Origin of the sequence: Neiella litorisoli (assembly GCF_014773395.1) — a bacterium.
Taxonomy (GTDB): Bacteria; Pseudomonadota; Gammaproteobacteria; order Enterobacterales; family Neiellaceae; genus Neiella; species Neiella litorisoli.
Genome location: NZ_JACXAF010000012.1, coordinates 96,732 through 118,792 on the forward strand (window position 1 = coordinate 96,732; position 22,061 = coordinate 118,792).

Annotated in this window: 24 protein-coding genes; all 24 read right to left on the reverse strand. The window is 50.7% G+C overall.

Annotation, left to right across the window (positions count from 1 at the left end; genetic code table 11):
- Position 1 precedes the first annotated feature (1 nt).
- On the reverse strand, positions 2-811 hold the full coding sequence (locus IC617_RS10350) for an MlaA family lipoprotein (RefSeq protein ID WP_191144922.1): 810 nt from the start codon (positions 809-811) through the stop codon (positions 2-4).
- Positions 812-831: 20 nt separating this feature from the next.
- Positions 832-2,121, reverse strand: a complete 1,290-nt coding sequence (gene ccmI / locus IC617_RS10355) for a c-type cytochrome biogenesis protein CcmI (protein ID WP_191144923.1) — start codon at positions 2,119-2,121, stop codon at positions 832-834.
- Positions 2,118-2,597 (reverse strand): cytochrome c-type biogenesis protein, encoded by a 480-nt coding sequence (locus IC617_RS10360; protein WP_191144924.1) that lies wholly within the window; start codon positions 2,595-2,597, stop codon positions 2,118-2,120. The genes ccmI and IC617_RS10360 overlap by 4 nt, the downstream gene beginning before the upstream one ends.
- Before the next feature lie 2 nt (positions 2,598-2,599).
- Positions 2,600-3,130, reverse strand: a complete 531-nt coding sequence (locus tag IC617_RS10365) for a DsbE family thiol:disulfide interchange protein (protein ID WP_191144925.1) — start codon at positions 3,128-3,130, stop codon at positions 2,600-2,602.
- The gene (locus tag IC617_RS10370; protein ID WP_191144926.1) at positions 3,127-5,103 is read right to left on the reverse strand and encodes a heme lyase CcmF/NrfE family subunit; all 1,977 of its coding nucleotides are present in this window, start codon (positions 5,101-5,103) and stop codon (positions 3,127-3,129) included. Before IC617_RS10370 ends, IC617_RS10365 begins: the two co-directional genes overlap by 4 nt.
- Positions 5,103-5,594, reverse strand: a complete 492-nt coding sequence (ccmE, locus tag IC617_RS10375) for a cytochrome c maturation protein CcmE (RefSeq protein WP_191144927.1) — start codon at positions 5,592-5,594, stop codon at positions 5,103-5,105. Before ccmE ends, IC617_RS10370 begins: the two co-directional genes overlap by 1 nt.
- Positions 5,591-5,797 (reverse strand): heme exporter protein CcmD, encoded by a 207-nt coding sequence (gene ccmD / locus IC617_RS10380; protein ID WP_191144928.1) that lies wholly within the window; start codon positions 5,795-5,797, stop codon positions 5,591-5,593. The genes ccmE and ccmD overlap by 4 nt, the downstream gene beginning before the upstream one ends.
- A complete protein-coding gene (locus IC617_RS10385) occupies positions 5,797-6,537 on the reverse strand; it encodes a heme ABC transporter permease (RefSeq protein ID WP_191144929.1) in 741 nt (246 codons plus the stop codon). Before IC617_RS10385 ends, ccmD begins: the two co-directional genes overlap by 1 nt.
- Before the next feature lie 3 nt (positions 6,538-6,540).
- Positions 6,541-7,206 (reverse strand): heme exporter protein CcmB, encoded by a 666-nt coding sequence (gene ccmB, locus IC617_RS10390; RefSeq protein ID WP_191144930.1) that lies wholly within the window; start codon positions 7,204-7,206, stop codon positions 6,541-6,543.
- On the reverse strand, positions 7,203-7,832 hold the full coding sequence (ccmA, locus tag IC617_RS10395; RefSeq protein ID WP_191144931.1) for a cytochrome c biogenesis heme-transporting ATPase CcmA: 630 nt from the start codon (positions 7,830-7,832) through the stop codon (positions 7,203-7,205). Before ccmA ends, ccmB begins: the two co-directional genes overlap by 4 nt.
- A 135-nt stretch (positions 7,833-7,967) precedes the next feature.
- Positions 7,968-8,408: a DUF2802 domain-containing protein gene (locus tag IC617_RS10400; protein ID WP_224745929.1), complete on the reverse strand. Its 441-nt coding sequence runs from the start codon at positions 8,406-8,408 to the stop codon at positions 7,968-7,970.
- A gap of 6 nt (positions 8,409-8,414) precedes the next feature.
- The gene (locus IC617_RS10405) at positions 8,415-8,906 is read right to left on the reverse strand and encodes a chemotaxis protein CheW (protein ID WP_191144932.1); all 492 of its coding nucleotides are present in this window, start codon (positions 8,904-8,906) and stop codon (positions 8,415-8,417) included.
- Between the two features lie 4 nt (positions 8,907-8,910).
- Positions 8,911-9,678 carry a chemotaxis protein CheW gene (locus IC617_RS10410; protein WP_191144933.1) on the reverse strand — a complete coding sequence of 256 codons (768 nt, stop codon included), beginning with the start codon at positions 9,676-9,678 and terminating at the stop codon, positions 8,911-8,913.
- Positions 9,679-10,473 carry a ParA family protein gene (locus IC617_RS10415; protein ID WP_191144934.1) on the reverse strand — a complete coding sequence of 265 codons (795 nt, stop codon included), beginning with the start codon at positions 10,471-10,473 and terminating at the stop codon, positions 9,679-9,681. It abuts the gene before it with no gap.
- Complete coding sequence (locus IC617_RS10420; RefSeq protein WP_191144935.1) at positions 10,470-11,426, reverse strand: OmpA family protein; 957 nt, start codon at positions 11,424-11,426, stop codon at positions 10,470-10,472. The genes IC617_RS10415 and IC617_RS10420 overlap by 4 nt, the downstream gene beginning before the upstream one ends.
- 2 nt (positions 11,427-11,428) lie before the next feature.
- The gene (locus IC617_RS10425) at positions 11,429-12,172 is read right to left on the reverse strand and encodes a flagellar motor protein (RefSeq protein WP_191144936.1); all 744 of its coding nucleotides are present in this window, start codon (positions 12,170-12,172) and stop codon (positions 11,429-11,431) included.
- Positions 12,165-13,352, reverse strand: coding sequence for a protein-glutamate methylesterase/protein-glutamine glutaminase (locus IC617_RS10430; RefSeq protein ID WP_191144937.1), 1,188 nt, complete (start codon positions 13,350-13,352; stop codon positions 12,165-12,167). The genes IC617_RS10425 and IC617_RS10430 overlap by 8 nt, the downstream gene beginning before the upstream one ends.
- 16 nt (positions 13,353-13,368) lie before the next feature.
- On the reverse strand, positions 13,369-15,597 hold the full coding sequence (locus IC617_RS10435; RefSeq protein ID WP_191144938.1) for a chemotaxis protein CheA: 2,229 nt from the start codon (positions 15,595-15,597) through the stop codon (positions 13,369-13,371).
- A gap of 14 nt (positions 15,598-15,611) precedes the next feature.
- A complete protein-coding gene (locus IC617_RS10440) occupies positions 15,612-16,400 on the reverse strand; it encodes a protein phosphatase CheZ (RefSeq protein WP_191144939.1) in 789 nt (262 codons plus the stop codon).
- Positions 16,401-16,429: 29 nt separating this feature from the next.
- Positions 16,430-16,813 (reverse strand): chemotaxis response regulator CheY, encoded by a 384-nt coding sequence (cheY, locus tag IC617_RS10445; RefSeq protein WP_087505687.1) that lies wholly within the window; start codon positions 16,811-16,813, stop codon positions 16,430-16,432.
- Positions 16,814-16,853: 40 nt separating this feature from the next.
- Positions 16,854-17,570 (reverse strand): RNA polymerase sigma factor FliA, encoded by a 717-nt coding sequence (locus IC617_RS10450; RefSeq protein ID WP_191144940.1) that lies wholly within the window; start codon positions 17,568-17,570, stop codon positions 16,854-16,856.
- On the reverse strand, positions 17,563-18,441 hold the full coding sequence (locus IC617_RS10455; RefSeq protein WP_191144941.1) for a MinD/ParA family protein: 879 nt from the start codon (positions 18,439-18,441) through the stop codon (positions 17,563-17,565). Before IC617_RS10455 ends, IC617_RS10450 begins: the two co-directional genes overlap by 8 nt.
- 9 nt (positions 18,442-18,450) lie before the next feature.
- Complete coding sequence (flhF, locus tag IC617_RS10460) at positions 18,451-19,851, reverse strand: flagellar biosynthesis GTPase FlhF (RefSeq protein ID WP_224745940.1); 1,401 nt, start codon at positions 19,849-19,851, stop codon at positions 18,451-18,453.
- A gap of 30 nt (positions 19,852-19,881) precedes the next feature.
- Positions 19,882-21,981 (reverse strand): flagellar biosynthesis protein FlhA, encoded by a 2,100-nt coding sequence (gene flhA / locus IC617_RS10465; protein WP_191144943.1) that lies wholly within the window; start codon positions 21,979-21,981, stop codon positions 19,882-19,884.
- Positions 21,982-22,061 lie beyond the last annotated feature (80 nt).

Sequence of the window (22,061 nt, forward strand, 5' to 3'; positions counted from 1 at the left end):
GCTACATCGAATCGATTTCGTCGAGATAGTCTTCTAAAAATGCATCATCTTCAGGCTCAACGTCCGGCAGTTTGCCATCGTACACTTGGTAACGAACACGTTGGAAATAGCCTTCTTTTACCACTGCATAAGGGTCAAGGCTCGTTTCCAGAAAACTTTCCTGTTCTAACAACTGCGCTCTTGCGTACAAGCCCTTAAAGGTATTCATCAAAAGCTTAGGCCAAAAACCAATCTTCGACAAAGGCCAGTAGGAATTATCAACATAATCACCGACTTCTTCCCGAACAGACGACGGTCCCATCACCGGTAGCATCAAATAGGCACCGTCACTGACGCCATAGTAGCCCAACACTTCACCAAATTCGTCGAGCTTGCGCTCCATTCCCATGTACTGGGCAACGTCAATAATACCGAAAATACCGATGGTCGAATTAACTGCAAAACGGCCGACATTCTTGGCAGAGTCGCCGCCTTTGCCCTGTAGCAGGTTGTTCACCGCCGATGAGGGCTCTTCGAAGTTCAACACGAAGTTATTAATACCCTCGCGCGCTAACTCAGGCACATACTCAACATAAGCCACGGTCAACGGCCGAAAAATATAGGGATCAATAATATTAAAATTGAGGTGATAAAACGCCCGGTTCATGTCTTCAAGCGGATCGCGTGGATCATAGATCCGATTGGCGTAATAGGCTTCTCGGCGAGCCTCTTCACGTTCTTGAACCTGTGCATTCTCATAGCCAGCGCTTGCACTGAAAGTCGCGAACAACGCGACTAGCGCACTACCCCACCCTAGCCTTGTCATCATCATGTATTCCTTTGATGGTTCGATTACTGCCCTTGCAGCGTCAAGTTTACCTGAGTCGGCAGATCTTGCTTATGCAATTGGCTACCGACCGCCTCAAATAGCGCATCGGCAGTGGCAACATTGGCCCCTTTGACGACTCGAGCGACCACTTCAAATGGCTCCACCGCACCTAGCGCATAGTTCTCCATCATGGCATCGGCTGAGGTCAACTGCAGCGTCAGCGGCAAACTTGGCATTGGCATACGTTTGACCGCCATTGGCATTGGTGGTCCTTGGACGGCGCGCGCATAAACCACTAAAAAACTATCGGCTGGAATATCAATTCCCTGCTCGGCTGAGACAGTGACATCAATCACCAGATCTGTGGCCTCATCCGTTGTCTCCGCAGCAACAGCCGCTTGCTCGCTAACCGGCTCGGCTGCAGGCTGAGCATGAGGGTTCATACCATGCTGTTGCGATTTCAACATAGTCAGGGTCTGGGCAATCTGCTTGTGGCGAGGGCTGTCTGCCGGAATAATTTCTAACATCCGCTGCCAAGCAGCAAATGCGGCACTGCGCTCACCGGCCTCAAACAGCGTGAACGCTTGTTCTGAAAGTACATCCAAGTCGCTCGGTGATGTTGCCAATAAACGCTGATAAATACTCTTGGCATAATTAATTTTGGCTGGCTCACCCGACATTGCTAGCGCCTTGGCGTAACTTAGGTTGGCAGCTTTGTTATCTGGCTGTAGGTGCAGAGCATTGACAAAGGCTTCTGTCGCCTCATTAAGTCGACCAAAAGAGAGCTGGATGCGGCCAAACAGCAACCATCCCATGGCGTCGTCACCTTTCTCATTAAGATTGGTGCGCAAAGCCAAGGCGAATAACTCTAGCTCTTCGTTACTCAGCGGGTTATCGCCAGGTTGCATTAAGCGCTCGGCCAATGCTGGCATTTGCTCCAAGCTTTGTTGCCATTGCTCGACCTTGTTCTGATTTCCCATCAGCACATACATGATCACAGCAGCAATGACGCCAAGTCCAAATAGCCCCCACATTGGCCATACCGCACCATTGCCATTGGCGTTGCTGGTCATTTGCTCAGTATCATCAAGCAGATTGGTTTGTAACTCTAAATTCAGCTGCTGAAACTCGTCCTCGGTTATTTCACCGCGTTCAAACTGTTGCTTAATTTCCAACTGGCGCTGCTCGAAAACATGGCGGTTCAGCTCTAACTGAGAAACGCCAGAGGCAGCTGAGCGTCGGCTTGCAACGAAAATGAAAGGCAATGCCACGATCGCCGAGATGAGTACCGCACCTATCCAAAACAAGGTCATGAGTTTGAATCATCCTTCTTCATTAATTCTTGCAAACGGGCCTTTTCAGCATCGGTGAGCTGGCCAGCGGCGGCTTTTGGCGCACGCTTTTTAGCAATCATAATCATCACGCCAACAACTGCGATCAACAAAAACGCAAACGGGCCAAACCAGAGCACCCAAGTCGATTGCTTAATGGGCGGCTGATAATGCACAAAATCACCGTAGCGCTGCACCATGTAATCAATGACTTGTTGTTTGCTTGCGCCTTGCTGAACCATTTCATAGGTCTTATCTTTCAGATCTTTGGCCAAGCCGGCATCAGAATCAGAGATGGTTTGGTTTTGGCACTTAGGGCAACGAATCTCGTTAATAAGCTCACGAAACTGAGCTTCTTTAGCCGCATCCTCAAATGGATAAGCATCAATCGCGGCTTGAGCCGATACAGCCCAAATAACTGCAATTAATGCGACACAGAATCGATAGAGAGTGGACATCGCTATTCTCCAGCCTGACGATACAAATCAGCGAGTTTTTCCTGCCAAACGCGGACATTGACGTCGCCAACATGGCGGTACTGAATAACACCCTGACGGTCGACAATAAAGGTTTCCGGCGCGCCGTAAACCCCCAAATCAATCGCAAACGTGCCCTCATAATCAAGTACATTCAAAACGTAAGGATCGCCCAGCTGAGCTAACCATCGGCGCGCTTTAGTTGGCTCATCTTTGTAATTAAGGCCGACAATTTTCACCCCTTGAGCGGCGAGCGTGTTTAAAAACTCATGCTCAGCTCTACAAGTTGGGCACCATGTTGCCCAAACATTGAGCAGGTAAGGCCCCTCGCCAAAACTACTCACATCGGTCTGTTGTTGTGGGTTTAGTAGATCCGGCAATTGAAAATCCGGCACCGGTTTACCAACCAATGCCGACTCAAGCTCTCTCGGATCGGAAAACAGCGCCGAGTAGAAAAACACCCCAACGGCGACAAATGCCAACAGCGGCAACAATAGAAATATACGTTTGTTCATCCAGCCACTTCCTGCGCCTTTAATTGACTTTGCTGACGACGGCGAGCCAAGCGATAGCGCCTGTCACAAATCGATAATGCGCCACCAAAAGACATCACCAATGCGCCGAGCCAAATCCAGCGGACAAATGGTTTATAATGCAGCCGCACTGCCCATGCATCGCCACCTAAGGGCTCCCCTAGCGCAACGAACAAATCACGGAACAACCCAGCATCAATCGCCGCTTCGGTCATGACCGAACCAGACGCCAGATATTGCCGCTTTTCAGCGTGTAACTGAGCAACGTGCTTGTCGCCATCCCACACCGAAAAATCACCGCCAGTGCCGCGATAGTTTGGCCCTTGCAATGGCCCAACCCGATCAAACCGCACCGTATAGCCAGCCAAAGGCTGGGTATCGCCCGGTTGCATGCGGACATCGGTTTCCGTGGTGTAGGTGCTGGTCAGGGCAATACCGATAATACTGATGGCGAAACCAAGGTGGCCAAATACCATGCCCCAATGACTGCGCGATAATTTGCCAAGCGCCGTCATTAAGGAATCATTGCCGCGCTGATTAGCGAGAATTTCCTGAATGGTACAAATCAACACCCACAAACCCATCACGACACCAAGCGCCGCATGGAAATGCTCAACATCGCCGAACACACCATTGAGGACCAATCCAGCGCTGATGCTCAAGCCAAGGGCAAACAGAATTTTCTGTCGCAGCTGTGCCATCGGCTGTCGACGCCAACGCGCCAACGGCCCGATTCCTAGGACAAAGACAAAAGGCACAATTAGAATTGAAAAAATCAGATTAAAAAATGGTGGGCCAACGGAAATTGTGCCCCAGCCAATTTCTTTGTGGATTAGCGGCCAGATGGTGCCAACCAATACCACCAGCGTGGCGGTCACCAACAACAGGTTATTCCCCAGCAACAAGGTTTCGCGGCTCATTAAGTCATATTGGCCACGACTTCTTATGGCAGCGCCTTTCCAAGCAAATAGGGTCAGTGAACCGCCGATAACGAGGAACAAGAAGGCCAGAATGAACAAGCCTCGGCTTGGATCACTGGCAAACGCATGCACAGAAACAAGGACACCAGAGCGGACTAGGAAGGTACCCAGCAAGCTGAGCGAAAATGCCGATAGCGCCAACAACACCGTCCATAGTTTAAACACGCCGCGTTTTTCACATACCGCCAATGAATGAATCAACGCAGTACCAGCAAGCCACGGCATAAACGACGCATTTTCAACCGGATCCCAGAACCACCAGCCGCCCCAGCCTAGCTCGTAATACGCCCACCAACTGCCCAGCGCAATACCAATCGTCAGGCTGATCCAAGCCGCTAAGGTCCAAGGGCGAGACCAGCGCGCCCAAGCCGCATCAAGCTGTCCCGATAGCAATGCTGCAATCGCAAACGCAAATGCTACAGCGAAACCAACGTAACCCATGTATAGCATCGGCGGGTGCATGATCAGACCGACGTCCTGCAATAGCGGATTGAGATCTCGACCATCGACCGGATAGAACGGTAGCAAGGTTTCAAACGGATTGGACGTAAACTGGATAAACGCCAAAAAACCAACAGAAATCATCCCCATCACGGCCACAACTCGAGCAATCGCCACTAGCGGTAGCGCTCGACTGAATACCGACACCGCGGCCTGCCAACCACACAGCATGAGGATCCACAGCAGCAATGAGCCTTCATGGGCTCCCCATACCGCCGAAACTTTATAGTACCAAGGCAGTTTGGAGTTGGAGTTCTGGGCAACGTAGCTCAGGGTGAAATCGTCTTGCACGAAGGCGTAACAGAGCGCAACAAATGCAATGCTCACCAGCAAGAACTGTAACTGTGCTAATGGGCGGGCCATTTGCATCCAGTTGAGCCAGCCGCGGTAGCTGCCAACCATGGGAATAATGGCCAGCAATACGCCGACGATTAAAGCTAATATCTGGGCGATATGGCCCCACTCAGCGATCATCAGTAAGCGCCTCCATTTTGCCCTTCTGCTTTGTTACCAACGCCGTTTGGATGCACTTTGCCAACCGCTTCAGCAACATCAGGAGGCATGTATTCTTCATCGTGCTTAGCCAGTACCTCATGCGCTTTAATCGTGGAGGGGCCAGTCAGCACCCCGTTGGCGACAATCCCCTGACCTTCACGGAACAGATCCGGCAAAATACCGTCGTACTCAATTGTCACTAATGGGCCTTGATCAAACAGATCAAACCGAACTTTCAATGAATTTTCATCACGCTTAACACTGCCTGGTAACACCATACCGCCAATGCGCAAACGCTGACCAATCTGCGGTTTTACCCCAGTTTCGTTTTTGCCGTTGATGATTTCAGACGGGGTGTAGAACAAGTCAATATTTTGGGTCATTGAGAACAACACAAAACCAACGGCTACGCCAAGGCCGAGTAATACCGCAAGGGTTGCCGCTAAACGCTTTTTGCGACGAGGGTTCATAGCACACGCTCCGTGGTTTTTGAGGTTTTACGGCGCTGACGCCGAGCTTCAAATTCTTTAATGCCAGCGACTATTTTGCGCCGACTGTAGCAACAGTGCCACCATAACAGAATCAAGGAGCCAAGCCCCACGCCATATGACAACCAGACATAAAAGCCATGTTTGCCCATCTGCAAAAACGCAGCAAAACTATCAAAGGCCATTAGCTTTTGCCCTCCAGAACTTGTTTCACCCAAGGCCGATGGCCTTCTTTCATCAGCAGATCATTGCGCAGCCTCATCAGGGTAAAGGCCCCTAGCAACAGGCCAAAAGCAACAATGTTGATGAGCAGTGGCCACAACATGCTGGTATCCATCTTCGGCTTTTCAAAAACGGTAACCGTCGCCCCTTGGTGCAGCGAATTCCACCAGACAACCGAGTAATGAATAATCGGCACATTAATTACCCCAACCATTGCCAGAATAGCGGCGGCGCGTGCGCCACTGCGACGGTCTTCATAGGCGTAATACAAGGCGATGACACCAAGGTATAAGAACAGCAGAATCAACTCAGAGGTCAAGCGCGCATCCCAAACCCAATACGTGCCCCAAGTTGGCTTCCCCCAAACGGCGCCGGTAAATAACGCCAAAAAGGTGTACACGGCGCCCACCGGAGCGATCGCGATGACCGTCATATCCGCATGGCGTTGCTGCCAAACGGTGCCGATAAATGCAGCAATGGCCATACCTAAATAGCCACTCATCGACATCATCGCCGTTGGCACATGCAGGTAAATAATGCGAAAACTATCGCCTTGCTGATAATCCGCAGGCGTGAATGCCAATCCCCAGATAGTGCCGACCGTCGCGCCGATGAATCCGAGCCAACCGAACCAGAATAAAAACTTGCCGCTTAAACGATAAAGGTTTTCAGATTTTGCGTAGGGATGAAGCCACTTAAACATAAGTTATTGCACACCTATTTTTAACGCTGCGATAACCGCAAATGGCGCCAGTGTAATGGCAGCGACGGAAAACGCAGCCAGCAACGCCAATTGCCCAAGGTAAGGTAACGACATTGCGGCGGCATCAATTGCAGCCGTTGCAAATATCAATACAGGAATAAATAACGGAAGGATCAACAAACTGAGCAATACACCACTGCGGCCTACCCCAACGGTCAATGCTGCGCCAACCGCGCCAATCATGCTCAGCGCAGGAGTTGCCACCAATAAACTCAGCATCATCGCAACTAACGCTTTGAGGCTAACTCCCATCAACAATGCCGCCAACGGAGAGAGTACCAACATCGGAACGCAGATCATTAACCAATGGCTGGCAATCTTTGCTAACACCAAACCGGCGCCAGCGTGGGGCGATAACAGCATCTGCTCTAACGAACCATCGCGATAGTCATCGCGAAACAGCCGCTCTAGCGAGAGCATCACGCTTAACAAAATGGCGACCCAAATAACGCCCGGAGCGATCCGCGCTAATGTTTCCGGTGCCGGCCCAACGCCCAGTGGAAACAAGCTGATGACCAGCAAGTAAAACACCAGCGGATTGAGCACATCAGATTTCTTGCGCATCACCAGCAAGGTTTCGCGGCGCATCGTTTCCAGCCAAGGGCTCATGAATCGGCCTCCGGATCAAGCGCTGCCAGCTCTAACCGTTGAGTCACTGACTCGGGTAATATCGCTGGCTGATGCGTCGTAACAATCAACATTCCGCCATCATCCAAATGCTGCTTAAAACGTCTTTCAAGGCCCGCGACGGCCTTTACATCAAGAGCGGTCAATGGCTCATCCAAAATCCACAACGGCGAATTGGATAACCACAAACGGCTCAAGGCAATTCGGCGTTGCTGGCCGGCGGATAACTGACCGGCCGGCACATCTTCATATCCGGCTAATCCGACGGCGCAGAGAATATCGTCGATCGATGCACTATCGTCATCGTGCAATGCTGATAAGTAGCGTAGATTCTCGGTTGGGCTGAGTTCGGTATTTACTGCTGCGTGGTGGCCGAGATAAAGCAGCGACTGGAGGTAATTATCGGACTGAGAAATGGCGGTGCCGTTCCAACAAATCTGGCCCTCATCGGGACGTGCAAGCCCAGCAAGGATTCGCAGCATGCTGGTTTTACCGGCACCATTTCGTCCCTGCAGTAGTAGCGCATGTCCCGGCTCTAAGGAAAAGCTAACGTCACTAAATAATTGTCTGGATTGGCGGGCCAAGCTCAATCGGCGCGCTTCAAGCATTTGTTATATTTCTGATCCAATAATTATGGCTGTTAACGATGATAACACCGCTTCGCTGAAAAAATCACCCAGCAAGTGGCTAGAATTGGTAACCAATGGTGAATTGAGAAACCATAAAAATCATCGGGATAAGTATTATCTGGAGGCCTTTTGTTGGTGCAAACTAAATAGCAACTCTGCTTCTGCTCTTGGTAATTCGCATTCCCGCATGATCTCGTCTAAGTCGGCGCCCAGTTCGACCATTCGCACTGCTCGGCTATACAACCGCCGTTCCGGCTCCAAGTCGTCTGGATTTGGTTGTTGCTCCGCCAACTCATCGAGTCGCGCTTCGATGGCCTGAATCCGGCGGCCAAGCGCCAGCGCGCCAGCCCGAACTTCCTGAATATCATTATCTAGGCCGAATGTATCTGGCTCTGCAGATTGCTGCATTTGCTGTTGCAACTGCACGAGCTGCTGCTGAAGCTGAGAGTGCTGATGTTGCTGTTTGCGCAACACACTCAACATCATAAAAATGCCAGCAAAGGACAAAATGGCCAGCACAATGGCCAGCCATGGAAGTAGCGATTCAGTCAGCATAGATTATTAGAGGGTTGAGAGTTCATCCCACTCTTCATCATTAAGCAATTTATTGAGATCAACCAAGATAAGCAGCTCATCATCCCGATTCGACACGCCCTGAATGAATTTAGCGCTGTCTTCAGTACCGACATTTGGTGCACTATCAATCTCTGAGCTACGCAGATAAACCACTTCGGCTACGCTATCGACCAGAATACCAATCACTTGTTTTTCCGCCTCGATAATCACGATACGGGAATTTTCAGTGACATCTGCTGATTGCAAACCAAAACGAGAACGGGTGTCGATCACGGTGACCACATTACCACGCAAGTTGATAATGCCCATGACATAGTCCGGCGCACCAGGAACCGGCGCAATCTCGGTATAACGCAATACTTCTTGCACCTGCATCACATTGATACCATAGGTTTCATTGTCGAGTCGGAAAGTAACCCACTGCAGGACCTGATCATCAGTTTCGGTATTGGAGGCAGTAGTTCTATCGTCAGCCATGTTGTTACTCCGGGTTATTTGCTTGCTGGCTATTCAGACCAGTTTCAAGTAGCTCTACTAATGCGTCTACATTTAGCAAAGCACACATGTGTTCTTTTACCATGCCGCGAAGCCAAGGCCGCTTGCCCATGGTTGCTCGCCAATTGACCTCTGCGGGCATCAATTGGCTGGTGGTGATTAGTTTCTCGCAGGCGAGGCCCCAATTACTATCCTTTAACATAACAAGATATTGATAATTGAGCTGTTCTGCCAGTTTCTCATCATATTTTTCTGGCATCACCCACAAAGCGGTGTCGACAACGTTTAACTTTCGCTCACGATGAGGCATCAAGCCTTTAAACCAATCCGGTTTTCCAAACAATGAACTGACCTGTTCTTCGTCCAGATTATGAATGCCGCCAAGCTGCTCTAACGGCACTGCTAACGTCATTCCAGCAACCTCAAAATACAACGCCTGAAACTCGCCAGTTGGCTCTGGCGGCATTTGGCTCAGCACATTATCAGGCGACAGCTCGGCAGCTTGTTCCGTCGAGACTTCGCTTGCAACCACTTGCTCGGTGGTTTCAACAACCACCGGCTCCGGTGTCACCACCACCTCTGGTACGGCAGTGATTACCGCCGGCTCAGGAGTTTCGGCCGGTTTGGTCGGTGCAACGCCAACATCGTCCAACAATTTTTGCAGCGGTGCTGAGTCAATTTGCGGCTCCACCGACTGTTTTTCTTCAAGCAAGGCGGTAAAAAACTCTTGCAGTGCCTTATCACTCGACTTCATTTACATACTTCCATTACGAGCAGCAACCTGCTGATCTATCAAATCATCGAGCAATTCACGATACGCCACGACGCCGCGCGAATGAGCAGAAAACATCGATGGTGGTAAATGCTGCAAAGACGCATCCCGAAAGCGCGTATCGACTGGAATAACACTACCCCACACCGTGTCGCCATATTGCTCAATCAAACTTTCCATGGCCTGGCTGGCGGCCTTAGTGCGCTTATCGAACATGGTCGGCACAATCATGTAGTTGATTGACTGGCTCGGTGAGGACTTCATCAACTCCAGCGACATAATCATTCGCTCTAAGCCTTTGAGCGCAAGAAATTCAGTTTGCACCGGCACAAGAACCCGATCGCTAGTTGCCAGCGCATTGACCATCAATACGCCAAGCACCGGTGGGCAATCAACCAAGACAACATCATAGTCAGACTTCACCCGGTTCAGCGCATGGCGCAAAATAAGTCCCATGCCTTCGGTATGGCCAAACTTACGGTCGAGTGTCGCCATCGCCATGTTCGCCGGCATGATATCAATGCCATCAATTCCCGATGGATGAATGCTCTGGCGCACTTGTTCTGCGGTTGCCGCACGGCCATGAACGAACACGTCGTAACCGGTATGCTCCAACTCCTCAACATCCAAGCCAAGGTAGTAGCCCAGCGAACAGTGGGGATCCATGTCAACCAGCAGCACGTTGTAGCCGCGATCAGCAAGCAAGCCAGCAAGCGACACCGCAGTGGTTGTTTTACCAACACCACCTTTTTGATTGGCTACCGTCCAAACCATCATGGCTGTTGCTCGCCTTGCTCCGGTGGCTCGCGTCGTGTGGTAATGCGAATCCCACCGCTTGGTAGTTCAATCACCTGCACTTCATCATAGTCAGGCAAAGGCTCAACTGGTCCGTCATTGCCTGCCGATTCATCGGCGTCAGCAGTCTGCTCGTCGTCTTGCGGCTTACCCCACTTGGACACGGCAATATCAACACGCCGATTCTCCGCTCGGCCCTCGGCGGTATCATTTGAGCTCAACGGAAAATTAGCACCAAACGCTTCTACCGCCAGCAAATCCGGCCGCACGCCTTGCAGTACCATTTGTTCGAGCACTTCGGCGGCACGGGCCGAAGAAAGCTCCCAGTTGGAGCTGAAGATTTCATTGTCGATTGGCGATGAGTCGGTATAGCCACGCACTCGAATATAGTTGTCAGACGACGATAGGACTTTCGCCACCGAAGGGATAATGGCGCGCAAGTTTGCCGATGGTGCAGCGCTGCCACTGGCAAATAGAAGACTACTACTAAGAGTGAGTACTAACCAATCTTCGTCGCGCTGAATATCAGCAAAGCCCGAATTAACCAGCTCGAGCAGGGCTTCATTAAATTCGTGCTCGAGGTTCGACAGGCTGCTGCCTTGGTGTTTTTTATTGAAGTTAACCAGCTCACTGCGACCATCAACCAGATCGGGCCCACCTTCGGGTTTAAGACCGTGACCGTAAAGCATGTCGTCGCTGGCCTGTTGCATAATGCCATCGCTTGGATTCGGCTCGGCAATGACGGTGTGCTGAGCATGGAATAGGTCGCCGAGCCGTCGGGTTAATTGCTCAAGAGAGCCTTCGCGGGCCAACGCCATGGCATACAAGACCACAAACAGTGCGAACATCAGTGTCATGTAATCGGCGTATGAAATGAGCCAACGATCGAGGTGTTGGTCGTCGCGCTGGCGGTTTCGACGCTTGTACTGGTACACGATTATTGCTCCAGAAAAGCACGCAAACGCAGCTCGATGTTCCTTGGATTTTCTCCGTGAGCGACTGCAACTAAGCCTTCAACCATCAATTCCTGATAATTGACGATACTGTAGATGTGGTAGCGCATTTTGTTGGCAATGGGCAGGTACAGTAAATTGGCAAAACCGACGCCATAAATAGTGGCAACAAACGCAGTCGCAATGCCTACGCCGAGCAGATCCGGCTCACTCAAATAGTTCATCGCCTGAATCAAGCCCAGTACCGCACCTATAATGCCGATTGTTGGCGAATAGCCTCCCATGGCCTCATAAGTCTTGGCAGCATCAAGTTGGACTTCGCGCTGCATCACCATTTCGATGTCGAGCATTTCACGAATTTTTGACGCTTCAGCGCCATCAACCAAGAGTGTTAAGCCTTTTTGAACAAATGGGTCGGGCTCGTCGAGGATCTGATTTTCCAGCCCCAATAAACCTTCATGACGACTGGCGTGGGACCAAGAAAGAATTTTCTGAATGCTTTGTTCGAGTTCAAGTTTGGGTGGAGTGAACAACCAGGACAGCTGAGCAATTGAGCGACGAACGACCACCAGCGGCGTCTGTAATAGCACGGCACCGATGGTGCCGCCGACAACGATCACGAAAGCGGGAACACTCAATAACGCGAGTAGACTGCCGCCTTCCCAAGCTTGGCCCAATAAAATGGCGCCAAAACCAATAATCAAACCCAGAAGTGTTGATTTATCCATTTGCCGTTTCTATGACGATTCGTTCCGCGATGTCGCCTAGTGCAATACTGTCTTCTGCTATTCCCGCACTTGCGACGGCTTGCGGCATGCCGTATACCACGCAGCTTGCCTCATCTTGTGCCCATATTTTTGCGCCGTGGGTTTTTAACATCCGCGAACCATCGCGGCCGTCAGCTCCCATACCGGTTAGCACAACGGCGAGTACATCGCCGCCATAAACTTTAGCGGCAGCGCCAAACGTCACATCAACGCATGGTTTGTAGTTCATTCGCTCGCCGCCATCGATAATCTTGATGCGGCCATTGCTGGCGCTACCCTCGATCATCATCTGCTTACCGCCCGGCGCTAAATAAGCACATCCTGGTTTTATAGCGTCACCATTCTCTGCTTCTTTAACGTTAATTTTGCACAAGCTATTGAGACGCTGTGCAAAAGCACCGGTAAATGCCGCCGGCATATGCTGAATTAACAAAATCGGTAGCGGATAGTTGGCTGGCAATTGAGTCAATACCGTTTGCAAAGCAACTGGGCCACCGGTCGATGTGCCAATTGCAAGTAACTTGTACGACTTACCACTTGCCCGAGCCCGCCCTGCCGGACGCGGTCTGGCAACTTCAGGTTGCGCAGCAGCTGCGGCTCTCTGCCGACGCTCGGCATTGGCCTTTTCCAGCGCACTGGTTGCACTTCGCATCGATTGCTGAGTTTTACTCAGGGCAGGACTTGCTGCGGCGGCAGGTCTTGGTGCAGGGTTGCTTGGCCTTGCTTGTGGTCGCAAGCCAAACCGTCGCCGAGCAATTTCTTTGATGCGTTGAACCAGTAGATTGGACGCTTCTTTGCGATCCCGTGCGATGTCTTCAAATTTCTTTGGAAGAAAGTCGAGTGCGCCAGCTTCAAGGGCTTCGAGCGTGGCTTTGGCGCCTTCATGGGTGAGCGAAGAAAACATCAAAATGGGAACAGGGTTTGCTGCCATGATCGACTTAACAGCATCAATACCATTCATCACCGGCATTTCGATGTCCATGGTCACCACATCGGGTTTCAATGTGCGGACTTTCTCAACGGCTTCCTTACCGTTAACTGCGGCGTCAATGACTTTCAGGCCTGGATCAGCGTCAATGATTTCACTGACGCGGCGGCGGAAAAAGCTAGAGTCATCGACGACCAATACTTTCAACTGCATTCGGTTCTCTCTGCGCTTACGCTTTGCGAGCGTAGAACTTTAATAGGCTAGGCACATCTAAGATTAGAGCAATACCACCATCACTGGTGATGGTGGCGCCAGCCATGCCAGGCGTTCCTTGTAACATAGTACCCAGCGGTTTAATTACCACTTCTTCTTGTCCGATTAAGGCGTCAACCACAAAACCAATTTGTTGGGTACCAACCTGAACAATGACCACATGGCCTTTGCTTTCACGGTTGCGAGTATCGACTTGCGCCCCCCGGACCAACCATTGCTCAAGATAGAACAACGGAATCGCTCGTTCGCGAACAACGACCGTGACTTGGCCGTCAACAACGTTAGTTTTGCTCAAATCCAAGTGGAAAATTTCGTTCACCGAAGCGAGTGGCAAGGCGAAAGTTTGCGAGCCGACAACAACCATCAAGGTCGGCATGATGGCAAGTGTCAGCGGTACTTTAATTTCCAAGCGGGTGCCGACACCACGCTCAGAACTGATATGAACCGAGCCGTTGAGCTGGGTGATCTTGGTTTTGACCACGTCCATACCAACGCCACGTCCAGAGATATCAGAGATCTCGGTTTTGGTTGAAAAGCCCGGGGCAAAAATAAGATTGTAAGCATCTTCATCACTCAAGCGAGCAGCCGAATCGACATCGAGTACGCCTCGAGAAATGGCGATTTCTTTGAGCTTTTCGGCATCCATACCGGCACCATCGTCTTCAATGGTAAGCAGGATATGGTCGCCTTCCTGACTCGCAGACAATTTCACCTGACCCGTGCGCGGTTTACCTGCCGCTTCCCGTACATCGGGCATTTCAATACCGTGGTCAACCGAGTTTCGTACCAAGTGAACCAGTGGATCGGCTAATGCTTCCACCAAGTTCTTGTCTAAATCCGTGTCTTCACCTTCAAGCTCAAGCTTGATGTCTTTTTTCAGACTCCGCGCCAAATCTCGAACAACCCGAGGGAAACGACCAAACACTTTTTTGATCGGCTGCATTCGAGTTTGCATCACCGCACCTTGAAGGTCGGCGGTGACCACATCGAGGTTAGCAATGGCTTTGCCCATTTCCTCATCATTATGGGTCAAGCTCAGGCTCAATAGTCGGTTACGAACCAACACCAGCTCACCAACCATATTCATGATTTGGTCGAGGCGTGAGGTATCAACACGAACGGTAGTTTCGCTCTGAGGAGGCTTGATTGGTGCTTTTTCTTTCGGCGGCTCTTTCGCGGCAGGCGCAGCTGGAGCCGGTGCCGCTGGTTTTGATTCTGGTTTCGGTTGTGGTTTGGCCGCAGCGGGCTCCGGCTTGGCAACAGGTTCCGGCTTGGCCGCAGGAGGTGGTGGAGGCGGCGTTACGGGAGCTGCCGCGGGCGCCTCGTGAGTTGTTGGCGAGCCGCCTTTGCCGTGCAATTCATCCAACAGGGCTTCAAATTCATCATCAGAAATAGTTTCATCGGTGGCCGAGTCGCTGGTTTCTGATGGCGCGCTATCAGCCGCAGGCTGGGTAGCAGCCACTGCACCAAAACTTCCTTTACCGTGCAGCTCGTCTAGCAACGCTTCGAATTCGTCATCGGATATATCATCACCGCTGCTTGCTGCCGACTCGACTGCAGGCGTCTCAGCTGGCGCAGGCGATACCGGTGTTGGTGTACCTCCGGAGCCGTGCAGGTTATCCAACAAGGCTTCAAATTCGTCATCAGTGATGTCATCGACGGGGCCAATTTCCGTTGGCGAGTCACCTCCAGCTGCCGGAGGACTGACTGGCGCAGCTTGCTCAACCACTAACTCGGGTTCAGCCACTGGGGGCGCTTCAACGACAACCTCAGGTTGCTCTGGAGCCGATTCGCTTTCAGGATCACTTAATTTGTGAAGCGCTTCGAGCAAAGCAGGATCAGCTGCGCTTAATGGCTCTCGAGCTTGTACTTGAGCAAACATTTCGTTGATGGTGTCGAGCGCTTGCAAAATGACATCCATCAGTTCAGGGGTCACCTGACGTTGGCCATTGCGAAGAATATCAAAGACGTTTTCGGCGCCGTGACAAGCATCAACTAGTTCGGTCAGCGATAAGAAACCAGCACCGCCTTTAACGGTATGGAAGCCGCGGAAGATAGCGTTTAATAAATCACTGTCTTCGGGGTTGTTTTCAAGATCGACGAGTTGCTCTTGCAGCTGCTCTAAGATTTCGGCAGCTTCGACCAAAAAGTCCTGTAGGATATCTTCATCTAAATCGAACGACATACATCAATCTCCCACTAGAATCCAAGGCTAGACAGCAAATCATCAACTTCGTCTTGACCACTGACTACATCAGTGCGCTCTTGCGCATCGATAACTGGGCCTTCCGCTTCGATCGCTGGCGCTGCTGTCGTTACTTTCTTCGCCTCTGGAGCGTTCGAAGCGCCACCTTGCTGATCACCAAAGACTTTCAACAGGCTGATTAAATTGTCTTCGACTTCGCGAACTAGGTTAATCACTCGGCTAATCACTTGGCCAGTCAAATCCTGAAAGTCTTGCGCCATCAGAACATCGGTTAATTTGCCATTAAGCTGCCGCGTATCGTCATGCGCTTCTGTCAAAAAGGTGTGCGTGTCTTGGCACAAGCCTTTGAAATCTTCAAGCGCGACTCGCCCGTCGATGACGTTTTGCCAACGAGGAGCCAAATTGGAGAACGATTCGTTGAGCTTGTCAGCAACAGGCAGGCTGAATTCAACGGCGTCCATCGTTTTGTTGGCTGCTTTTTCCGTCATTTCAATGACGTAGTTTAGCCGAGATTGGGCATCGGGCATGTCCGTATGGGCCAGTTCGGTGATCCGATCGTCCAGTTGAAACTCGTTTAAGGCGGTGTGTAACTGGCGTGTCATCTTGCCAATTTGTTCAAACAAATCACTGTCAAGTTGCAGTAATGATCCGACTTCCTGAAAACTGCGGTCAACCGCTTGATCGACGATTTGGTTGGCCTGCCCGTTTTCTCCTTGTTCGAGAAGGGCGACCAACTCGCGTGCTTGTTCAAGCGAAATCTTCGGCTCTATCGTTGTAGTCATTATGGGTCCGACTCCGCGGCATCGAAATATCAGGCAATGCGCTCAAAAATTTTATCGAGCTTCTCTTTTAACGTGGCTGCGGTAAATGGTTTAACAATATAGCCATTCACGCCAGCCTGAGCTGCCGCCACAATCTGTTCGCGTTTTGCTTCTGCAGTCACCATCAACACAGGTAAGTGCTTGAGCTGATCGTCAGCACGAATATTTCTGAGCAAGTCGATACCTTGCATGCCCGGCATGTTCCAGTCAGTGACAACAAAATCGAAGTCACCGTTTTTCAACATGGGCAGAGCGGTGCTGCCATCGTCGGCTTCTTGGGTGTTAGTAAAACCAAGGTCGCGCAGAAGGTTTTTAATGATTCGCCTCATTGTAGAAAAGTCGTCCACAATCAGGATCTTCATGTCTGTATTCAAAGCTAGCCCTCCTACAGGCGCATTTTATAAATAGTATCGGTTAATCTTGCCAAGACTGAAGTCTGGCTTTCAAACGATGCATTGCTTGTGAGTGAATTTGGCAAACCCGAGACTCACTGACACTCAACACATCGCCGATTTCTCTCAAATTTAATTCGTCATCGTAATACAATGACAACACTAATGCTTCTCTCTCTGGCAGGGTTTTGATCGCCTCGACCAAAGATCGTTGAAATTGCTGTTCGCTAAGTTCTTGAAACGGAGTTGATTCATTCTGTTGAATCTCAGGACTTAAGGCATCTTCTGATACCCCCAGATCCTCAATACCGATGATCCGGCCACTATTTAGGCTCGCCAGCAACTGATGATAATCAGTCAGACTCATTTCTAGTCTGGCAGCCACCTCGGCGTCATGTGCATCTCGTCCCGTTTCTTGCTCTACCGCCTTGATCGCATCGGCTACGCGGCGATTCTGTTGATGAACAGAGCGCGGCGACCAATCACCGCGTCTTAACTCATCCAGCATGGCGCCGCGAATGCGAATACCAGCGTACGTTTCAAACGCAGCTCCTTTGCTTTGATCGTAATTTTTAAGCGCTTCTAGCAAGCCAATCATGCCTGCTTGAATTAAATCGTCAACTTGAACGCTTGCCGGCAGCCTACCTTTTAAGTGATGTGCGATTCGCTTCACTAAATCGGCGTGCTGCCGAACCAAGTCGTCCCGCTGTTGCTCCTGATACAGGGCAGCTTTATTCACTGAGTGAGTCTTCCTGCTCTCTCACGGCGTCGTTCAACAGCTGCTCAACAAAGAAGGTTAAATGCCCTTGTGGCTGAGACGGAATCGGCCAAGTTGTCACTTTCGAAGCAAGTGTTTTGTATGCGATTGAAGCGGCGGACTTTGGAAACTCTTCCACCACAACTTTTTGCTTGCGGACAGAGCGACGCACATTTTCATCGAATGGCACAATCGCCACCAGTTCCAGTGCAACATCAAGAAATCGGTCGGTGACTTTTGTCAGTTTGGCGAACAATTCTTGCCCTTCACGGAGACTGCGAACCATGTTGGCAACAATTTTAAATTTGAATAGGCCATGCTCACGATTCAATATTTTGATCAGTGCATAGGCATCGGTAATTGAGGTGGGTTCATCGCAAACCACCACCACCACGTCTTGCGAGGCTCGAGAGAAACTCAGCACCATGTCGGAAATACCGGCTGCGGTATCGACGATCAGGACATCATAATCGTCCTGCAATTCGCTGAAGGCACGAACCAAACCAGCATGTTCCGTTGGCGTTAATTCAACCATGCTGCGCATTCCCGAGGAAGCGGGAACGATTGAGATCCCTTGCGGGCCTTGGAGCATGATTTCTTCAAGATCACACTCACCGGATAATACGTGGGAAATATTCTTGTGAACTCGCAGACCGAGCAAGACATCAACGTTCGCCAACCCTAAGTCAGCATCGAGCACGACAACACGCTGGCCTTGAGCCGCGAGTGACACGGCCAGATTGATTGAAACGTTAGTTTTGCCGACGCCACCTTTGCCGCCAGTAACAGCAATGACTTTCACCATCTTTCGGCGATTCATATTTCTCAACCCTGTTGCTTGGTCCAGTTCCATACTACCTATTTATAGCCTCATATGCCGTTTCCGACTGTTTTCTGCCAACGAATTTGCTGAAGTTTTGCGTTGACGTCCGGCAGCCAGCGTGAACGCTTGTTTTACTAAGTAACTCGCATCAGCAACGCGAAGATCCTCAGGAACCCGCTGACCGTCGCTAAGATACCCGATTGGCATAGCATTTTGAATCGCTACGCTAATACACTCACCAAGGCTGAGACATTCATCGAGTTTGGTGAAAATGCAACCACGCAGCGGGATTTGACGGAATTGCTCGATGGCTTCTTGCATCACATCACGTTGCGCCGTTGCAGGCAACACCAGATAACTCTTTATTTTAACACGGCTATTAGTAATGAGAGTATTTAACTGCTCATTGAGACGCATATCACGTTGGCCCATTCCTGCCGTATCAATCAAAATCAATTTACGGTGACGCAGTTGATACAGCTGGTCTGCAAGCTCATCAGAGTTCTTAGCGCTGCGAACCGGACAGCCTAAGATCCGACCATAAGTTGCAAGTTGATCTAGCGCACCAATTCGGTAGCTATCGGTGGAAATTAACGCCACTTGGTCGGCGCCATATTGAGCAGCAAAACGCGCCGCCAATTTTGCGACAGTCGTGGTTTTTCCGACACCTGTTGGACCGACTAATGCAACCACGCCACCCTGGCGCAAAATTTCGTCTTCGGTGACGACCAATTGCTCGGTCAACAGCTGCTGTAATTGGGTCCACGCTTCACGACCTGTGGTATCTTCGCCAATATAACAAGCAAACTGATCGGCCAAATCATCAGCAATTCCCATCTTGGTTAATTGTTTAACCAACATCGCTCTAACAGGCTCGGTTCGATCCATCTCTTGCTTCATCAAGCCAGAAAGCTGATGTTCTAATAACTGACGCATCGCCAGCATTTCTTCTTTCAGCGCTTGGATCTGTTCGTCATTGTGAGCAGTCGCAGCGGGTGTCGGCGTCGCCACCATTGAGGCGCGAGAATCCACTTCGGCAAACGCTGGGTTGACTGGGCGCTTGGCTTTGGCAGGAGTGCTAACGCTGTTTTGCTGTTGACGTTTTAGCAGGCTTTGCAAGCTATCGGCAGGACGTTCAGTTGATTGGCTCGCGCTTGCTGCTGGTGTTGCGGGAATGCCGGCACTCAGGTTGGCCAGTTTTTCTTTGAAGCTGGACAGATTGACTTGATCATCGGCCAGTTCGCGACCATTGTTCTGGGCGAGTTTTTCCATCGCTCGTTGCGGTGCAGGCGCTGGCGCCTCGGCATCCGCATCAATGCCCGCAACCAGCTCAATGCCACCGGCGACCTTTTTGCTGGACATGATGACTGCATCAGCACCCATGACTTCTTTTACTTCGGTTAGCGCGGTGCGCATGTCTTTGGCAAAAAAGCGTTTCATTTTCACGAGTCAATCTCCTAAAACGTTCGGTTACTGGCCTATCGAACTGACAATCTTGATTTGTTTGTCGTCAGGTATTTCCTGATAAGCCAACACTCGCATACTCGGAATCGTATTCTTGATAAAGCGCGCCAGCGTGTTTCTTAACACCCCTGAAGTCAGCAATATGGCGGGTTGACCTGCTAACTCTTGCTGTTGAGCGACGTCTTGCAGTGAACGCTGCATCCGTTCTGCCAGACCTGGCTCAATGGCGGCGCCTTCATTTCCGGCGGCTTGAAGTGACTGGTGCAACATCTGTTCCAACTCTGGCAACAGTGCCACAACCGGAACCTCTTGATCTAACCCATTGATTTCCTGAACAATCAGTCGTTTTAATGCAACTCGAACAGCAGCGGTGAGGACGTCAGTATCTTGACTCCTAGGCGCGTACTCACGAATCGTTTGCAAAATACTGCGCATATCTCGGATCGGCACCGCTTCGTTAAGGAGATTTTGCATGACCCGAGTCAGCGTGCTCAGCGGCAGCAGATCGGGCACTAACGCTTCAACCAGTTTTGGATACTTGCGGCCAATCATATCGAGCAGGTTCTGAACTTCTTCGTGACCTAACAAGGTTGCTGCTTGGTTGGTTAACAGCTGGCTCAAGTGCGTTGCGATCACAGTTGAGCAATCCACTACGGTATAGCCGAGCGCTTGAGCTTGTTCTCGCATGTTCGGGTCAATCCAAACCGCATCCAGGCCGAATGCGGGATCCTTGGTTTTGGTGCCGCTCATTTCACCAAACACTTGTCCGGGATTAATGGCTAGATCCTGACCGGGGACGACCTCCGCTTCACCAACGGAAACCCCCATCAACGAAATTCGATAATTACTGGCGGGCAAGTCGAGGTTATCGCGAATATGGACTGCGGGAATGAGGAAGCCAAACTCTTGCGATAACTTTTTGCGCACGCCCTTAATCCGGTTGAGCAGTTCGCCGCCTTGACCCTTATCCACCATGGGAATCAAACGGTAGCCAACTTCCAAACCAATAACGTCAACATGCTGAACGTCATCCCATGACAGATCTTTTTGCTGTTGCGTTTGCACTTGGGTTTGCTCTTCTTGTTTGGCCTCTTCAACTTGTGCTTGCGCTTTTTGCTCTCGCTTGCGAGTACCAAACCAAGCACCACCAGCGGCCACAAGTGCCAGTGACAGAAACGCAAAGTGAGGCATACCCGGTACAATACCCATCACAAACAAAATACCGGCACAAATCGCCAGCGCCTTGGGGCTTTCGAACATTTGCAAGACAACCTGCTCGCCCATGTCCTGATCGGTGTTTTGACGGGTAACCATGATGGCGGCCGCAATCGACAGCAACAGCGATGGAATTTGTGCCACCAAACCGTCACCAATGGTCAGCAGGGTATAAATCTGGACCGCTTCACCAAACAGCAAATCGTGCTGAACCATACCTATGACGAAGCCGCCAATGATGTTGATAAACAAGATCAGAATGCCGGCAATGGCATCGCCTTTAACGAACTTACTGGCACCGTCCATGGAGCCATAAAAATCAGCTTCCTGAGCAATTTCTTCGCGCCGCGCTTTGGCTTGCTCCTGACTGATCAAGCCGGCATTCAAATCGGCATCAATGGCCATTTGCTTGCCAGGCATTGCATCCAAAGTAAAGCGAGCACTTACTTCGGAAATACGGCCAGCACCTTTGGTGACCACCACAAAGTTGATGATGACGAGAATTAAGAACACCACCAGACCCACGGCGTAGTTGCCGCCGATAACGACATTACCAAAGGCTTCAATCACCTGACCGGCCGCATCGCCACCTTCATGTCCTTCGAGTAACACCACTCGCGTCGATGCCACGTTCAACGCCAGACGCAATAAGGTGGCCACCAACAGTACGGTTGGAAATGCTGAAAATTCAAGTGGTCTGCGAGTGTAGACGGTGACCAGTAACACCACCATCGACAGAGAAATATTGAACGCAAACAATATGTCCAGCAACAGTGGTGGCATCGGCAAAGTAACCATTGCCAGCGTTGCCAGTACCATTACCGGAACGCCCATTCCTGCGGGGTTTAAACGGCCTGATTTTACGGTATCGAGTGCTGCAGTCAGATTCATTCAGAAAAACTCGTTGCGCCAGAGATTTGTCATTTGCGAGTTGAACTGCAAAGAATGAGCCAACAGCAGAAGCGGCTAAC

Excerpts from the sequence above, each read along its gene's own strand:
- ccmI (WP_191144923.1), bottom strand. The coding sequence starts at position 2,121 with ATGACCTTGTTTTGGATAGGTGCGGTACTCATCTCGGCGATCGTGGCA.
- ccmA (WP_191144931.1), bottom strand. The coding sequence starts at position 7,832 with ATGCTTGAAGCGCGCCGATTGAGCTTGGCCCGCCAATCCAGACAATTA.
- IC617_RS10350 (WP_191144922.1), bottom strand. The coding sequence starts at position 811 with ATGATGATGACAAGGCTAGGGTGGGGTAGTGCGCTAGTCGCGTTGTTC.
- IC617_RS10415 (WP_191144934.1), bottom strand. The coding sequence starts at position 10,473 with ATGATGGTTTGGACGGTAGCCAATCAAAAAGGTGGTGTTGGTAAAACA.
- IC617_RS10365 (WP_191144925.1), bottom strand. The coding sequence starts at position 3,130 with ATGAACAAACGTATATTTCTATTGTTGCCGCTGTTGGCATTTGTCGCC.
- IC617_RS10360 (WP_191144924.1), bottom strand. The coding sequence starts at position 2,597 with ATGTCCACTCTCTATCGATTCTGTGTCGCATTAATTGCAGTTATTTGG.
- ccmB (WP_191144930.1), bottom strand. The coding sequence starts at position 7,206 with ATGAGCCCTTGGCTGGAAACGATGCGCCGCGAAACCTTGCTGGTGATG.
- IC617_RS10385 (WP_191144929.1), bottom strand. The coding sequence starts at position 6,537 with ATGTTTAAGTGGCTTCATCCCTACGCAAAATCTGAAAACCTTTATCGT.
- ccmE (WP_191144927.1), bottom strand. The coding sequence starts at position 5,594 with ATGAACCCTCGTCGCAAAAAGCGTTTAGCGGCAACCCTTGCGGTATTA.
- IC617_RS10440 (WP_191144939.1), bottom strand. The coding sequence starts at position 16,400 with ATGACTACAACGATAGAGCCGAAGATTTCGCTTGAACAAGCACGCGAG.
- IC617_RS10425 (WP_191144936.1), bottom strand. The coding sequence starts at position 12,172 with ATGGATAAATCAACACTTCTGGGTTTGATTATTGGTTTTGGCGCCATT.
- IC617_RS10430 (WP_191144937.1), bottom strand. The coding sequence starts at position 13,352 with ATGCAGTTGAAAGTATTGGTCGTCGATGACTCTAGCTTTTTCCGCCGC.
- IC617_RS10410 (WP_191144933.1), bottom strand. The coding sequence starts at position 9,678 with ATGAAGTCGAGTGATAAGGCACTGCAAGAGTTTTTTACCGCCTTGCTT.
- IC617_RS10400 (WP_224745929.1), bottom strand. The coding sequence starts at position 8,408 with ATGCTGACTGAATCGCTACTTCCATGGCTGGCCATTGTGCTGGCCATT.
- ccmD (WP_191144928.1), bottom strand. The coding sequence starts at position 5,797 with ATGGCCTTTGATAGTTTTGCTGCGTTTTTGCAGATGGGCAAACATGGC.
- IC617_RS10455 (WP_191144941.1), bottom strand. The coding sequence starts at position 18,441 with ATGGAACTGGACCAAGCAACAGGGTTGAGAAATATGAATCGCCGAAAG.
- flhF (WP_224745940.1), bottom strand. The coding sequence starts at position 19,851 with ATGAAACGCTTTTTTGCCAAAGACATGCGCACCGCGCTAACCGAAGTA.
- flhA (WP_191144943.1), bottom strand. The coding sequence starts at position 21,981 with ATGAATCTGACTGCAGCACTCGATACCGTAAAATCAGGCCGTTTAAAC.
- IC617_RS10435 (WP_191144938.1), bottom strand. The coding sequence starts at position 15,597 with ATGTCGTTCGATTTAGATGAAGATATCCTACAGGACTTTTTGGTCGAA.
- IC617_RS10370 (WP_191144926.1), bottom strand. The coding sequence starts at position 5,103 with ATGATCGCTGAGTGGGGCCATATCGCCCAGATATTAGCTTTAATCGTC.
- IC617_RS10405 (WP_191144932.1), bottom strand. The coding sequence starts at position 8,906 with ATGGCTGACGATAGAACTACTGCCTCCAATACCGAAACTGATGATCAG.